Here is a 12,405-nt window from a genome sequence, read left to right as displayed (position 1 = left end):
GCTCCCTGTACCATTACCCCCAATGCAATTCACGGAGATTCACATGCACATCGGCATGGTCGGTTTGGGGCGCATGGGCGCCGGCATGGCGCGGCGGCTCATGGGGAAAAACATCCGTTGCGTCGCCTACGACCCGCAGGCAGACGCGGTCGCGCGGCTAGTGGCCGATGGCGCTGCCGGAGCCGGTTCGCTCACTGAGCTGGTCGCGCAACTCCCGCGTCCGAGAACGGTCTGGCTGATGGTGCCGGCGGGCCTGGTGGACGGGGTGCTGGACCAGCTCGTGCCGCTGCTCGAAGCGGACGATACGGTCATCGATGGCGGCAATTCCTGCTATCACGACGACATCCGGCGGGCCAAGGCGCTGGCGGGCCGGGGCATCCATTATCTGGACGTCGGCACCAGCGGCGGCGTGCACGGGCAGGCGCGGGGCTATTGCCTGATGATCGGCGGCGCCGCGGATGCGGTCGGGCGGCTGGAGCCGGTGTTCGCGGCACTGTCGCCGGGCCGGGATGCGGCCGCGCGCACGCCGGGGCGCGGCGACGAGGCGGGCACGGCGGATCAGGGCTATCTGCACTGCGGTCCTGCGGGAGCCGGGCATTTCGTGAAGATGGTGCACAACGGCATCGAATACGGGATCATGCAGGCCTATGCCGAAGGCTTCAACCTGTTGCGCCACGCGAATGTGGGCAAGGGCGAACATGCGGCCACTGCGGAGACGACGCCGATGCGCGATCCGCAGCACTATCAGTACGACATGGATCTGCCGGAAATCGCGGAGCTTTGGCGCCGGGGCAGCGTGATCGGGTCCTGGCTGCTGGACCTGACGGCGCGCGCGTTGCAGGCCGACCCTGAGTTGGATGGCTTCGCGGGGCGGGTGTCGGATTCCGGCGAAGGCCGCTGGACGCTGCATGCCGCCATCGATGAGGGCGTGCCGGTGCCGGTGCTCGGCGCGGCGCTGTTCGAGCGCTTCCAGTCGCGCGGCAATGCGGAGTTCGCCAACAAGGTTTTGTCGGCGATGCGCAAGGGGTTTGGCGGGCACGAAGAGCCGGGAACACAAACCGACCGCTCGGCGTAAGTCTTTGTTTTGTGGCCGGAATCAGGGAAATCCCGAGGTTTGTCCATGGGTTTGTCCACAGATCAGGTGGATAATTTCCTCCGGCTGTCGCTTGTCATGCAACGGTCATTTCTTCGCCTGTTGGATTATCTTCTTGATTTGAAAGAAGAAAATCAAGTCTCTCAGGACTTGTCCATGGCATTGTCCACAATCCGCGTGGATAAATCGCTCACGTCATCGCCAGCAAGGGGGCCTGCGGTTCGGCCTCTCGATCCACAGGCCGCTGCCCCAGCTTGAACACGGCCAGGGAGTCCTTCACTTCGTCGGCCAGGCGCTCCTGCTCGCCGGTGGCGCGGGCGGCCTGCTGCACCAGGCGGGTGTTCTGCCGGGTGACGGCGTCGATCTGCGACATGGCCTGGCTGATCTGCTCGATGCCGGCCGACTGCTCCACAGTGGCGGTCGTGATTTCCCCCATGAAGCCGGATACTTTCTGGATCGAGACGACGATTTCCTGCATGGTCCGGCCAGCGTGCCGCATGCGGGCCGCGCCGTCCTCGATGCGGTGAGCGGATTGTTCGATCAGGGCCTTGATCTCGTGCGCGGCGGCGGCGCTGCGCTGGGCGAGCGCCCGGACTTCAGAGGCCACGACGGCGAAGCCGCGGCCTTCCTCGCCGGCGCGGGCGGCTTCGACGGCCGCGTTCAGGGCGAGGATGTTGGTTTGGAAGGCGATGCTGTCGATGACGCCGACGATCTCGCCGATCTTCTGGGAACTGTCCGAGATGCCCGCCATGGTTTCGATCAGCGCATCCACGGTCTGGCCGCCGCTGGCGGCCACGCCTGACGCCTCGCCCGCCAATTGATTGGCCTGCCGGGCGTTGTCCGCGTTCTGGCGGGTGCTGCTGGCCAACTCCTCGATGCTGGCGGCGGTCTGTTGAAGGGCCGCGGCCTGCTGCTGCGTGCGATCGTTCAAGTCCTGATTGCCGGCGGCGATTTCCCGTGCGCCGTCGACCATGCGGCCGGTGCGCTCCAGCACCATGGAGATCATGGCTTGCAGGCTATCCTGCGTATCCTTCAGGCCCTGGAAGAGTTGTCCGATTTCATCCCGGGTCCAGACTTCGATGACGGCCGTCAGGTCGCCGGCGGCGATCCCGCGCAACAGTTGGCCGCTGTCCAGCAGAGGGTTCAGGACCATGCGCAGCAAGACCCGGTAGATCATCCAGGTCAGCAGAACGGCCGCCAGCGCGAGCCCGATCAGGCCGTGGCGCAGGCTGTCCGGCACCGGCGCGGCCAGCCACAAGGCGCCGCCGCAGGCCAGCAGGGTAGGCAGCAGCAGCGTCAGGAGGGAAAGTGTCAGCCGGACGCGCAGCGAGCGCCGCAGAAAGAAATGCTTCATGTCGTGTCTCCGTCGCAGCGTTCGGGCTGCTCGTTTTTATGGGCTGTCCCGGGCGGGTGCCGGACGGCGTGCCGCATGCCTGGGCGCACTGTATCCGGCCACTATATCGGCCCCCCGGAGGGGAGGACATTTGCGCGTGCCAATACCCATCATCACGCCGCCGTCATCCAGGGCGATTGTTGACCGCGTTTCCTAAATCCTTGTCCCGCCGCCGGAATCCGGGAAAACCCATGGTTTGTCCATGGGATTGTCCACAGGCGGGGTGGATAACCGCATGCAATCGAGGGCCGTCATGGACCGGTCATTTTTTCATCGGGGATTGCATCGTATTGATTTTAAAAATGAAAATTGAATCTCCCCGCACTTGTCCATCGCCTTGTCCACACGCTGCGTGGATAAAATCCTCCGGGCGGGCGGCGGGGCGTTCCGGCCAGGCGTGTCATGAACATCATCGGCCTGTCGCCGTAAAATCCCCTCTCTTTGAATCATTACTAGGGATTTCCATCATGGAACAGCTTCAGGCCTTCTGGGCCGGCATACCCGACCTCAGCGGCATGGCGATCAATCTCGGCATGACTTTGGCGATCCTGGTGATCGGCTGGGCCATCTCCAGTTTGTTGGGCCGCTGGATGCGCCGCATTGCGGACCGTTCGCCCCGGATCGATCCCACTATCGTGCCCATGGTGCGCAGCGTCACCGTCTGGGCGGTGCGCATCGTCGTGCTGCTGGCGGTGCTGGCCCGCCTGGGGGTTCAGACCGCCAGCCTGGTGGCCATGCTGGGCGCTTCCGCCCTGGCCATCGGCCTGGCCCTGCAGGGCACACTGCAGAATTTCGCCGCCGGCATCATGCTCCTGGTGTTGCGGCCGGTGCGGGCGGGCGAGTTCGTCGCCATCGGCGGCCAGGGCTCGGGCACGGTGGACGAGATCGGCTTGTTCATGACGCGCTTCGTGCAGGTCGACGGCATCCATATCCTGCTGCCCAATACGCTGGTCTGGGGCAGCCCGATCACCAACTACAGCCGCAACAAGACCCGCCGCCTGGACATGATGCTGGGCGTGCGCTACGACGACGACCTGGAGGCCGCGCTGGCGGCCTTGCAGGCGCTGGTGGACCAGCATGAGGGCATCCTGGCCGATCCGGCGCCTCAAGTCATGGTGATGGAATACCGGGACAGCACCATCATGGTGAACATCCGCGCATGGACGCCGGCGGACCAGTATTGGGACGTATATTTCGACCTGCACCGCCATGCGCCGCAGGCATTGCGCCAGGCGGGCCTGCGCTCGCCCATCCCCCTGCGGGAGGTCAAGTCCGTTCCCGCGCCGGTGGAAAAAGACAAGGCCGCCCACGCCTGATGCCCGCGGGGCGCGGCGCGGCAGCCCGGTTACTCCACCATCCGGTTCAGCCGCTCCGCATCCAGCGGATGCTGGCCGTTCTCGATACGCTGGCCCAGGTCTTCCAGGGCCGAGCACAGGCGCTGGATGCGCGCATCCTGCTGGGCAGTGTGGTTGATCAGTTCGTGCAGCACCTGGACCAGCGGGTCGTCGTCCGTGCGGCCCACGCCGTAGGGGGCGAAATCCTCTTGCGGTGTTGCGCCGTCGGCGGATGCGGCGGGCGGCTCGGCCCGGCCGCGCTGCAGCAGTTCCTGCAAGGGGCGCGCCGCCCATTCGGATTGCGGGATGTCCTCCTGGCAGGGTGACGCGGCGCTGCGCGCCGTGCCCGGCGCATCGGGCCGGCTGGCATGGCCGGCCGCCGCCTCGCCGGAGGCGGGCGCCGCCTGGTCTTCCGGCAGGATCACGCGCGCCGGATTGCCCACGGCGGTCGCACCGGCGGGCACGGGCTTGATCACCACCGCGTTCGACCCGACCCGGGCATGGGCGCCCACCGTGAAGCCGCCCAGGATCTGGGCGCCCGCGCCCACGACCACGCCCTCCTCCAGGGTGGGATGGCGCTTTTCACCTTTGTACAGCCGCGTGCCGCCCAGGGTGACGCCCTGGTAGATGGTGCAGTCGTCGCCGATCTCTGCGGTCTCGCCGATCACCACGCCGAAGCCGTGGTCGATGAACACGCGCCGGCCGATGCGCGCGCCGGGATGGATCTCGATGCCGGTCAGCAGACGTCCCAGGTGGGAGGTGAAGCGCCCCGCCCAGTACCAGCCGCGCCGCCACAGGCCATGCGCCATGCGATGGATCAGGATGGCGTGCAGCCCGGGATAACAGGTCAGGATTTCGATGCGGCTGCGGGCCGCCGGGTCGCGTTCGTGGATGCAGGCGATGTCTTCGCGAAGCTGGTCAAACATAGGTCGGTTCAGTCGTTCTGGGGCGTGGCGCGGTCGGCGCTGCGGATCATGGCGGTGCACAGGCCGCGCACCATGTCCACCTCGTCGGCGCTCAGCCGGTTGCGGGTCCACATCTGCCGCATGCGCGGCACCAGTTTCTTCGGATGCAGCGGATCCAGGAAACCCACGGCCAGCAGAGCCTGCTCGAAATGATCGAGCATGGCCTGGACGCGTTCGCTGCTGGCCGGGTCGGAGCCCGGGTCATGCCGGGCGTGGGTGTCGGGCAGGCGGGCCGCGCCGGCCAGGGGCAGCAGGGCATAGCGCATTTCCCAGGCGGCCAGTTGCAGCGCCTGGGATACGTTCAACGAACTGTACGCCGGATTGGCCGGAATGTGGCAGACGCGCTGGCACAGCGTGATGTCCTCGTTGGACAGGCCGGTGCGCTCGGTGCCCAGGACGATGGCGACGCGTGCGTCGGGCAGGGTCAGTTCGGCGGCCGACTGCACGGCGGCCTCGCGGATGTCGCAGGGCGGGGGGCCGATGGCGCGCGCCCGCGCCGTCAGGGCGAAGGCCAGGGTGGTGGGACCCAGCGCGTCGGCCAGGCGGGCGTGCGTGCACGCACGCGCCAGGATGTCGCCGGCGCCGCTTGCCAAGGCGAGCGCCTCGGGTTGGCGCAGGATGTCCGGGTCGGCGGGAGCCACCAGGTGCAGGTCGTGAAAACCCATGGTTTTGATCGCCCGGGCCGCCGATCCGACGTTGCCGGGATGGGTCGGGCTGACCATGACGAAGCGCACCCGGGAGAAAATATCCGGGGCATCTGTGGGGAAGTCGGAGGAAACTGGCGGAGTCATTTAAAATAGAGGGTCTGTCACCCGTGATCTTTGGAAACCTATGCACCCGATGCTCAACACCGCCATCAAGGCGGCACGCCGTGCTGGCGCCATCATTAACCGCGCCAGCCTCGACCTGGAACGCCTGAACGTGGCGCGCAAGGGGCCGAAGGACTACGTCACGGAAGTTGATCGGGCCGCCGAGGAATCCATCATCGACATTTTACGCACAGCCTACCCCGACCACGGCATCCTGGCTGAAGAGTCGGGCCCCCACCCCGTGGAAAACACCGAATTCCAGTGGATCATCGATCCCCTGGACGGCACCACGAACTTCATCCACGGCTTCGCCCATTACGCCGTGTCCATTGCGCTGATGCATCGCGGCCAGGCGGCGCATGCCGTGGTCTACGATCCCACGCGCAACGAGATGTTCACCGCCAGCCGGGGCAGCGGCGCTTTCCTGAACGACCGGCGGGTCCGGGTGTCGGCCTGCCTGCGCTACCACGACGCCTTGTTGGCCTCGCATATTCCCCAGTCCACGGCGCTGCCGGCGACCTCGCCCTTCGTGCCCCTGCTGGCAGAATGCGCGGCGGCGCGGCGCACCGGCTCCACGGTGCTGGATCTGGCCTGGGTGGCCAGCGGCCGCCTGGACGGCTTCTGCGGCGTCGGGCTGAAGCCCTGGGACATGGCGGCGGGCGGCCTGCTGGTGCTCGAGGCCGGCGGCCTGCTGGCCGATTTCCAGGGCGAACAGGGCTGGATGGAGTCGGGCAACGTGCTGGCCGCGCCGCCCAAGCTGTTCGCCCAGATGATTGCCCACCTGAACGCCTGACGGGATATCGATCATGGAATGGTTGGCAGACCCGTCCGCCTGGGTAGGATTATTTACCCTGATTGTCCTGGAAATTGTTCTGGGCATCGACAACCTGGTTTTCATCGCCATTCTGGTCGACAAACTGCCGCCCAAGCAGCGCGACCGCGCCCGCATCCTGGGCCTGAGCCTGGCGCTCATCATGCGCCTGCTCCTGCTGACGGTGATGTCGTGGCTGATCAAGCTCACCGAACCGCTGGTGAGCCTGGGCGCCCTGAGCTTTTCGGGCCGCGACCTGATCCTCATCGTGGGCGGATTTTTCCTGTTGTTCAAGGGCACTTTCGAGCTGCATGACCGCATCGAAGGCCGCACCCAGCACGCCTCGGGCTCGCGCCTGCATGCCGGCTTCGCGGTGATCGTGACCCAGATCGTCATTCTGGACGCGGTGTTCTCGGTCGACTCCGTGATCACGGCCGTGGGGATGGTCGATCACCTGGAGATCATGATGGCGGCGGTGGTGATCGCCATGGGGGTCATGCTGGTGGCGTCCAAGCCGCTGACCGCCTTCGTCAACGCCCACCAGACGGTGGTGATTCTGTGCCTGGGCTTCTTGCTGACGATCGGCTTCACGCTGGTGGCCGACGGCTTCGGCTTCCATGTGCCCAAGGGTTATCTGTACGCCGCCATCGTGTTTTCGGTGCTGATCGAAACCTTGAACCAGTGGGCGCGGCGCAACGTGCGCCGCGCAGAGCAGCGCCGCCCGCTGCGCGAGCGCACCGCCGAGGCCGTGCTGCTGATGCTGGGCCGCAAGCCCATGGCCGGCCCGGAACTCGAGGACAGCGAACACGCGCCGCCGCCGGTCGAGGCTTTCGGCGACGAAGAACGCAATATGGTCAGTGGCGTACTGACGCTCAGCGACCGCAACGTGCATTCCGTGATGACGCCGCGCACCGACGTATCCTGGATCAATCTGGACTTGCCGGCCGATGAACTGCGCGACCAACTGATCCGCGAGCCGCACAGTTTCTTCCCGGTGTGCCGGGGCTCTCTGGACGAGGTCGTGGGTGTGGGGCGCGCCAAAGACCTGCTGCTGGATCTGCTGGAGCACGGCGGCATCCGCGAAACCCGGCTGCGCGAACCCATCATCGTGCATGAAACCATCCCCATTCTGCAGCTCATGGAAACGCTCAAGCGCTCGCATGGGTTGCTGGTCCTGGTGGCCGACGAATTCGGCTCCATCGTCGGCGTCGTGACGCCGATCGATATCTTCGAGACCATCGCCGGCGAGTTTCCCGACGAGGACGAGGCGCCTGACATCATCGACCAGGGCGACGGCCGCTGGCGCGTGGATGGCGCCGCCGATCTGCATCACCTGGAGCACATTCTGCACACCGACGGCTTGGTCGACGAGCACGAAGAATACTCCACGCTGGCGGGTTATCTGCTTAGCCGGTTCGGCCGCCTGCCCGAGGTCGGCGATCATTGCGAACTGACGCATGAGTATGGCGGCGGATTCCGGTTCACCGTCGCCGCCCTGGAAGGCCGCCGCATCGCCGCCGTGCAGATCGACAGCCTGGAACCCCCCAGCCTCGAAGCCGATCCTCAGGATTGAGGGTGTTCTGAGGCCCGGATTCCGGCGGCGTCGATCTCGATCCAGCCACCCCGGGGGGCGGCGGCATGATCGAAATCCCAATCGGGCAGCACATAACGCCGTGCCGCGCAGCCATCGTCCAGCGTCAGCGCATGAAGGGCGGGCCGGTGCGTGTGGCCGTGGATCAGGGTCTGGCAACCCGCGGCGCGCAAGGCCTGCCCGATCGCGGCCGGATTCACATCCATGATCGCCATCGTTTTGGTCCGGCGGGCTTGCCGGCTGCGCGCGCGCGCGCGCGCGGCGATGGCGCGCCGCACGCCCAGCGGCAGGGCCAGAAAGGCTTTTTGGATCCAGGGTGTGCGCACGATGCGGCGAAAGCGCTGGTAGGCGAGGTCGTCGGTGCAGTATTCGTCGCCGTGGGCCAGCAGAATCGGACCGGCGTCCGTGTGCAGGACGGTGGGGGTGTCCAGCAGCCGGGCGCCCAGCGCATCGGCCAGGGCGCGGCCCATCAGGAAATCGCGGTTCCCGTGCGCCAGCCACAGCGGGATGGCCTGGGCGGTGGCGCGCAGTTCGGCCAGTGCCGCGGCCAGCCAGCCCGGCGGGTCGCGCAGGGCGTGGTCATCGCCGATCCAGGCATCGAAAAGATCGCCGCACAGGATCAGGGCGCCGGTATGGCGCCGGGCCTGCTCCAGGAAATCATAAAAGGCGAGCGCCGTCTTCGGGACGGCCTCGCCCAGGTGGATGTCCGAGGCGATCCAGACGGTGCCCCGCAGCGCCTGATTATTCAACCAGCGCGGCGCTTTCGATGACGACGTCCTCGACGGGCACATCCTGGTGGAAGCCCTTGCTGCCGGTCTTGACCTTCTTGATTTCATCGACGATCTCGGTGCCCTCGATGACGCGGCCGAAGACGGCGTAGCCCCAGCCGTTGGAGGTGGGCGCGGAGAAGTTCAGGAAATCGTTGTCGGCCACGTTGATGAAGAACTGGGCCGTGGCCGAATGCGGATCGGCGGTGCGCGCCATGGCGAGCGTGTAGCGGTCGTTCTTCAGGCCGTTGTTGGCTTCGTTTTCGACGGGGGCGTGGGTTTGCTTCTGCTTCATGCCGGGCTCGAAACCGCCGCCCTGGATCATGAAGTTGTTGATGACGCGGTGGAAAACGGTGCCGTCGTAGAAGCCTTCCTTGACGTAGCGGAGAAAGTTCTCGACGGTCTTGGGGGCCTTTTCGGCGTCCAGTTCGATCAGCAGATCGCCCTTGTTGGTGTGCATTCTGACGTGCGGATGAGTGCTCATGGCTGTGCTTTGAGTGGAAGGGGTGGAATCGGCCTGCGCGGCGGCGGCGCCGCCGGCAAGGATCAGGGCGCAGCCCAGGCTGCAGGCCCGTGTCCAGGGCAGGATGCGGGAAAGGAAAGAGGGATGGGACATGGAGCCGACCGGGGCAAAAAGCTTATTGTGCCCCAGGGGCGGGGATCTTGTCGCCCGCCGCCCGGGCGCGCGCGAAGGATTCCTGGGCCAGGCGCATCTGCACGTGCCCCAGGTTCTCCAGCGCCGGAGCGAAGGACGGGTCGGATACGAGCGCCATATCGAGCGCATCGCGGGCCAATTGCAACCGGCCCTGGCGGGCATATTCGATGGCCAGCGCGTTCCAGGGCTCGGGCAGTTCGGGGTAGTCGGTGGTCATCTGGCGCCACACCGCCATGGCTTCGTCGTGCCGGCCCAGCGCCGCCAGGGCGCGGCCTTCCTGGTAGCGCAACTGGACGTCGACGCCCAGCGCGGCCTGGATTTCGCGCGCGGCCTTTTGCTTGCCGATGATGTCCAGAGCCTCGTCGGCGCGCCCCGCGTCGATCAGCGCCGCGACGTGCCCGGAAACCTGCTCGGGCGTGAGCGGGATGGCGGTGTCGGTGGAGGGCGCCGCCTGTTTCAGCAGATCGGCGAAGGCCTGCCAGCCGTGTTCCGGAGGGGGCGCTTCGGTGAACGCCCCGGTGTCGGGGTTGAAGTTCAGGCTCGGCAAGCCGGTGCCGGCATCCGGAGACGCCGCGAAGGCCGGGCCGGCCGCCAGGCAGGCGCACACGGCCAAAACAGAAAAGAAGGAGCGGATCACGTCTCGGGGCGCCTATGGAGGGGGATTCTGGGGTTATCAGGAAGCCTCTGGACAAGCCCTCGCGCCGCCTGCGCCTGCGGTTTCGGGCCGCCTGCGCCTTGCAGCCAACCCGAATCCGCAGCGCCTGCTTACCGCTCGACTTGTTCAGAGGCACCCTGGGGACGGTATACTTGTCAGTCCATTTTACATCCCCGCGCGCTGCCCGCATGGTCCGGTGCGGCGGGTTCGCTCGTCTCATCCTGCCCGACATGCTCCATATCCACGACACCCTGACACGCCAGAAGATGCCGTTGCGCACAGCGGAGCCGGGGGTGGTGCGCATGTACGTCTGCGGGATGACGGTCTACGACTTCTGCCACCTGGGCCATGCGCGGATGCTGGTCGGCTTCGATGTGGTGCAGCGCTGGCTGCGGGCCTCTGGCTACCGGGTGCGCTATGTGCGCAATATCACCGACATCGACGACAAGATCATCCGCCGCGCCGTCGAGCGCGGCGTGACCATCCGCGCGCTGACCGGGTTCTTCATCGACGCGATGCATGCCGACGAGCGCGCCTTGGGGGTCCAGCCCCCCGACGACGAGCCGCGCGCCACGGAACACGTGGCCGGCATGCTCGACATCATCCGCGCGCTCGAATCCAAGGGCCTGGCCTATCAGGGCGCGGACGGCGACGTCAATTTCCCGGTGCGCAAATTCCCCGGCTACGGCAAGCTCTCGGGCAAGTCGCTCGACGATCTGCGCGCGGGCGAACGCGTCGCCGTATCGTCCGGCAAGCAGGATCCGCTGGATTTCGTGTTGTGGAAATCCGCCAAGCCGGACGAACCCGCCGACACCCGCTGGGATTCCCCCTACGGCCCGGGGCGGCCGGGCTGGCACATCGAGTGCTCGGCCATGAGCCACGCCCTGCTGGGCATGCCGCTGGATATCCACGGCGGCGGGCCGGACTTGAAATTCCCCCACCACGAAAACGAGATCGCCCAGAGCGAGGGCGCCTTCGGCGGCACCCTGGCCACGGCGTGGATGCATTGCGGCCCGATGATGGTCGATGCCGAAAAAATGTCCAAGTCCCTGGGCAACTTCCGCCGCATCCGCGACACGCTCTCCGTGGACGCCGCCGACGACCGCGCCGACTATGCCGTCAACCCGCGCGAGGCCGAGATGCTGCGCTTCTTTCTGGTGCGCAGCCATTACCGCAGCGCCCAGAACTACGCGCCCGACAACCTGCTCGATGCCCAGCACGCTCTCGACCGCCTGTACCAGACGCTTGCCAGCGTGCCGCCCGAGGCCATCGATCTCGATTGGAACGACTCGGCCGCGCAAGCCTTTCGCGCCGCCATGGACGACGACTTCAACACGGCCGGCGCCGTGGCCGTCCTGTTCGACCTGGCGGGCCAGGCCAATCGTGATTCCAGCGCGCGCGCCAGCGGCCTGATGCGCGCCCTCGGCGGCATTCTGGGCCTGCTGCAGGCCGATCCCGCCGTCTACCTGAAATCCCCCACCCGCTTTCTGGCGGGCGGCGCGCGCGCCGATACGCTGTCATCCGACGCCATCGAAGCGCTGATCGCCGAGCGCGCCCAGGCCAAGGCCGCCCGCGATTTCGCCCGCGCCGACGCCATCCGCGCCCAGTTGCGCGAGCAGGGCGTCGAGCTGGCCGACGCCGCCGGCGGCGCCACGCAATGGCGGAGGGTGTGACCATGGACATGCAGCATCACAGTCCCGCCGCGCTCAGGCCCGTCTACTGGGCTCAGGCCTGCGAGCATCTGGTGCAGCGCGACCGCATCCTGCGCAAATTGATCCCGGTCTACGGCCACGAATCGATCCAGGTGCGCCAAAGCCCGTTCCAGACGCTGATCCGCATCATCGTCGGCCAGCAGATCTCTCTGGCGCTGGGGCGCACGCTCTGGGCCCGGCTGGTGCAAACCTGCGGCAACGACATCCAGCCCGGCTGCATCGCCCGGCTCACCGAGGCTGAATTGCGCGCCCTGGGCCTGTCTTTGCGCAAGGCACAGTACTTGCGCGACGCGGCCGCGTTCTTTGCCGAGGCCGACCGTCTGGAACCGGCCTGGTGGGCGTCCCGCGATGACGCGGCCGTGATGGCGTTGCTGTGCGAGATTCGCGGCGTGGGGCGCTGGACGGCGGAAATGTTCCTGATCTTCTTTCTGGGGCGCCCCGACGTCCTGCCGCTGGACGATACGGCGCTGCTCAAGGCCATTTCCCATCACTACTTCAGCGGCGAGCCGGTCTCGCGCTTCGAAGCCCGCGAAGTCGCCCAGGCCTGGGCGCCGTGGCGCACGGTCGCCAGTTGGTACCTGTGGCGCAGCATGGATGCCGCCGCCGTCGAATACTGAAGA

General features: G+C 66.8%; 12 protein-coding genes. 6 read left to right on the top strand and 6 right to left on the bottom strand.

The window, feature by feature from the left end; all coding sequences use genetic code 11:
• The first annotated feature begins 43 nt into the window (after positions 1-43).
• Positions 44-1,075, top strand: a complete 1,032-nt coding sequence (gene gnd / locus ABRZ00_RS02490) for a phosphogluconate dehydrogenase (NAD(+)-dependent, decarboxylating) (RefSeq protein ID WP_368641260.1) — start codon at positions 44-46, stop codon at positions 1,073-1,075.
• Positions 1,076-1,283: 208 nt separating this feature from the next.
• On the opposite strand, the gene ABRZ00_RS02485 is transcribed toward gnd, so the two are convergent.
• Positions 1,284-2,447 (bottom strand): methyl-accepting chemotaxis protein, encoded by a 1,164-nt coding sequence (locus ABRZ00_RS02485; RefSeq protein ID WP_368641261.1) that lies wholly within the window; start codon positions 2,445-2,447, stop codon positions 1,284-1,286.
• A gap of 506 nt (positions 2,448-2,953) precedes the next feature.
• Between ABRZ00_RS02485 and ABRZ00_RS02480 the strand changes: the two genes are divergently transcribed.
• Positions 2,954-3,802 (top strand): mechanosensitive ion channel family protein, encoded by an 849-nt coding sequence (locus tag ABRZ00_RS02480; protein ID WP_343837196.1) that lies wholly within the window; start codon positions 2,954-2,956, stop codon positions 3,800-3,802.
• A gap of 29 nt (positions 3,803-3,831) precedes the next feature.
• Here ABRZ00_RS02480 and cysE read toward each other — a convergent pair whose 3' ends face one another.
• Entirely contained in the window at positions 3,832-4,746 is a 915-nt protein-coding gene (cysE, locus tag ABRZ00_RS02475) for a serine O-acetyltransferase (protein WP_368640275.1), read from the bottom strand.
• Between the two features lie 8 nt (positions 4,747-4,754).
• Complete coding sequence (locus ABRZ00_RS02470) at positions 4,755-5,576, bottom strand: RNA methyltransferase (protein WP_368641262.1); 822 nt, start codon at positions 5,574-5,576, stop codon at positions 4,755-4,757.
• Positions 5,577-5,616: 40 nt separating this feature from the next.
• On the opposite strand from ABRZ00_RS02470, the gene ABRZ00_RS02465 reads away from it, so the two are divergent.
• Both ABRZ00_RS02465 and ABRZ00_RS02460 read left to right on the top strand, forming a co-directional pair.
• Positions 5,617-6,387, top strand: coding sequence for an inositol monophosphatase family protein (locus ABRZ00_RS02465; RefSeq protein ID WP_368641263.1), 771 nt, complete (start codon positions 5,617-5,619; stop codon positions 6,385-6,387).
• 13 nt (positions 6,388-6,400) lie between these two features.
• Entirely contained in the window at positions 6,401-7,978 is a 1,578-nt protein-coding gene (locus ABRZ00_RS02460) for a TerC family protein (protein ID WP_368641264.1), read from the top strand.
• Here the strand turns inward: ABRZ00_RS02460 and ABRZ00_RS02455 are convergent.
• The 3 genes from ABRZ00_RS02455 to ABRZ00_RS02445 form a co-directional block, all read right to left on the bottom strand.
• A complete protein-coding gene (locus ABRZ00_RS02455; RefSeq protein ID WP_368641265.1) occupies positions 7,969-8,745 on the bottom strand; it encodes a UDP-2,3-diacylglucosamine diphosphatase in 777 nt (258 codons plus the stop codon). The genes ABRZ00_RS02460 and ABRZ00_RS02455 overlap by 10 nt on opposite strands.
• Positions 8,738-9,247 (bottom strand): peptidylprolyl isomerase, encoded by a 510-nt coding sequence (locus ABRZ00_RS02450; protein ID WP_343837382.1) that lies wholly within the window; start codon positions 9,245-9,247, stop codon positions 8,738-8,740. The genes ABRZ00_RS02455 and ABRZ00_RS02450 overlap by 8 nt, the downstream gene beginning before the upstream one ends.
• A gap of 154 nt (positions 9,248-9,401) precedes the next feature.
• Positions 9,402-10,055 (bottom strand): tetratricopeptide repeat protein, encoded by a 654-nt coding sequence (locus ABRZ00_RS02445; protein ID WP_368647824.1) that lies wholly within the window; start codon positions 10,053-10,055, stop codon positions 9,402-9,404.
• A gap of 248 nt (positions 10,056-10,303) precedes the next feature.
• Here ABRZ00_RS02445 and cysS point away from each other — a divergent pair, with 248 nt between their 5' ends.
• On the top strand, positions 10,304-11,746 hold the full coding sequence (gene cysS, locus ABRZ00_RS02440; protein WP_368641267.1) for a cysteine--tRNA ligase: 1,443 nt from the start codon (positions 10,304-10,306) through the stop codon (positions 11,744-11,746).
• 8 nt (positions 11,747-11,754) lie between these two features.
• Positions 11,755-12,402, top strand: a complete 648-nt coding sequence (locus ABRZ00_RS02435) for a DNA-3-methyladenine glycosylase (RefSeq protein WP_368642808.1) — start codon at positions 11,755-11,757, stop codon at positions 12,400-12,402.
• The last annotated feature ends 3 nt before the right edge of the window (positions 12,403-12,405 follow it).

Source organism: Castellaniella ginsengisoli, from assembly GCF_040955415.1.
Lineage (GTDB): Bacteria > Pseudomonadota > Gammaproteobacteria > Burkholderiales > Burkholderiaceae_B > Castellaniella > Castellaniella ginsengisoli.
The sequence above is the reverse complement of the archived record's forward strand: the minus strand, read 5'-3'. Positions and strand labels throughout refer to the sequence as shown.

Coding starts and splice junctions, on each gene's coding strand:
- gnd (WP_368641260.1), top strand. CDS start 44: ATGCACATCGGCATGGTCGGTTTGGGGCGCATGGGCGCCGGCATGGCG.
- ABRZ00_RS02485 (WP_368641261.1), bottom strand. CDS start 2,447: ATGAAGCATTTCTTTCTGCGGCGCTCGCTGCGCGTCCGGCTGACACTT.
- ABRZ00_RS02480 (WP_343837196.1), top strand. CDS start 2,954: ATGGAACAGCTTCAGGCCTTCTGGGCCGGCATACCCGACCTCAGCGGC.
- cysE (WP_368640275.1), bottom strand. CDS start 4,746: ATGTTTGACCAGCTTCGCGAAGACATCGCCTGCATCCACGAACGCGAC.
- ABRZ00_RS02470 (WP_368641262.1), bottom strand. CDS start 5,576: ATGACTCCGCCAGTTTCCTCCGACTTCCCCACAGATGCCCCGGATATT.
- ABRZ00_RS02465 (WP_368641263.1), top strand. CDS start 5,617: ATGCACCCGATGCTCAACACCGCCATCAAGGCGGCACGCCGTGCTGGC.
- ABRZ00_RS02460 (WP_368641264.1), top strand. CDS start 6,401: ATGGAATGGTTGGCAGACCCGTCCGCCTGGGTAGGATTATTTACCCTG.
- ABRZ00_RS02450 (WP_343837382.1), bottom strand. CDS start 9,247: ATGAGCACTCATCCGCACGTCAGAATGCACACCAACAAGGGCGATCTG.
- cysS (WP_368641267.1), top strand. CDS start 10,304: ATGCTCCATATCCACGACACCCTGACACGCCAGAAGATGCCGTTGCGC.
- ABRZ00_RS02435 (WP_368642808.1), top strand. CDS start 11,755: ATGCAGCATCACAGTCCCGCCGCGCTCAGGCCCGTCTACTGGGCTCAG.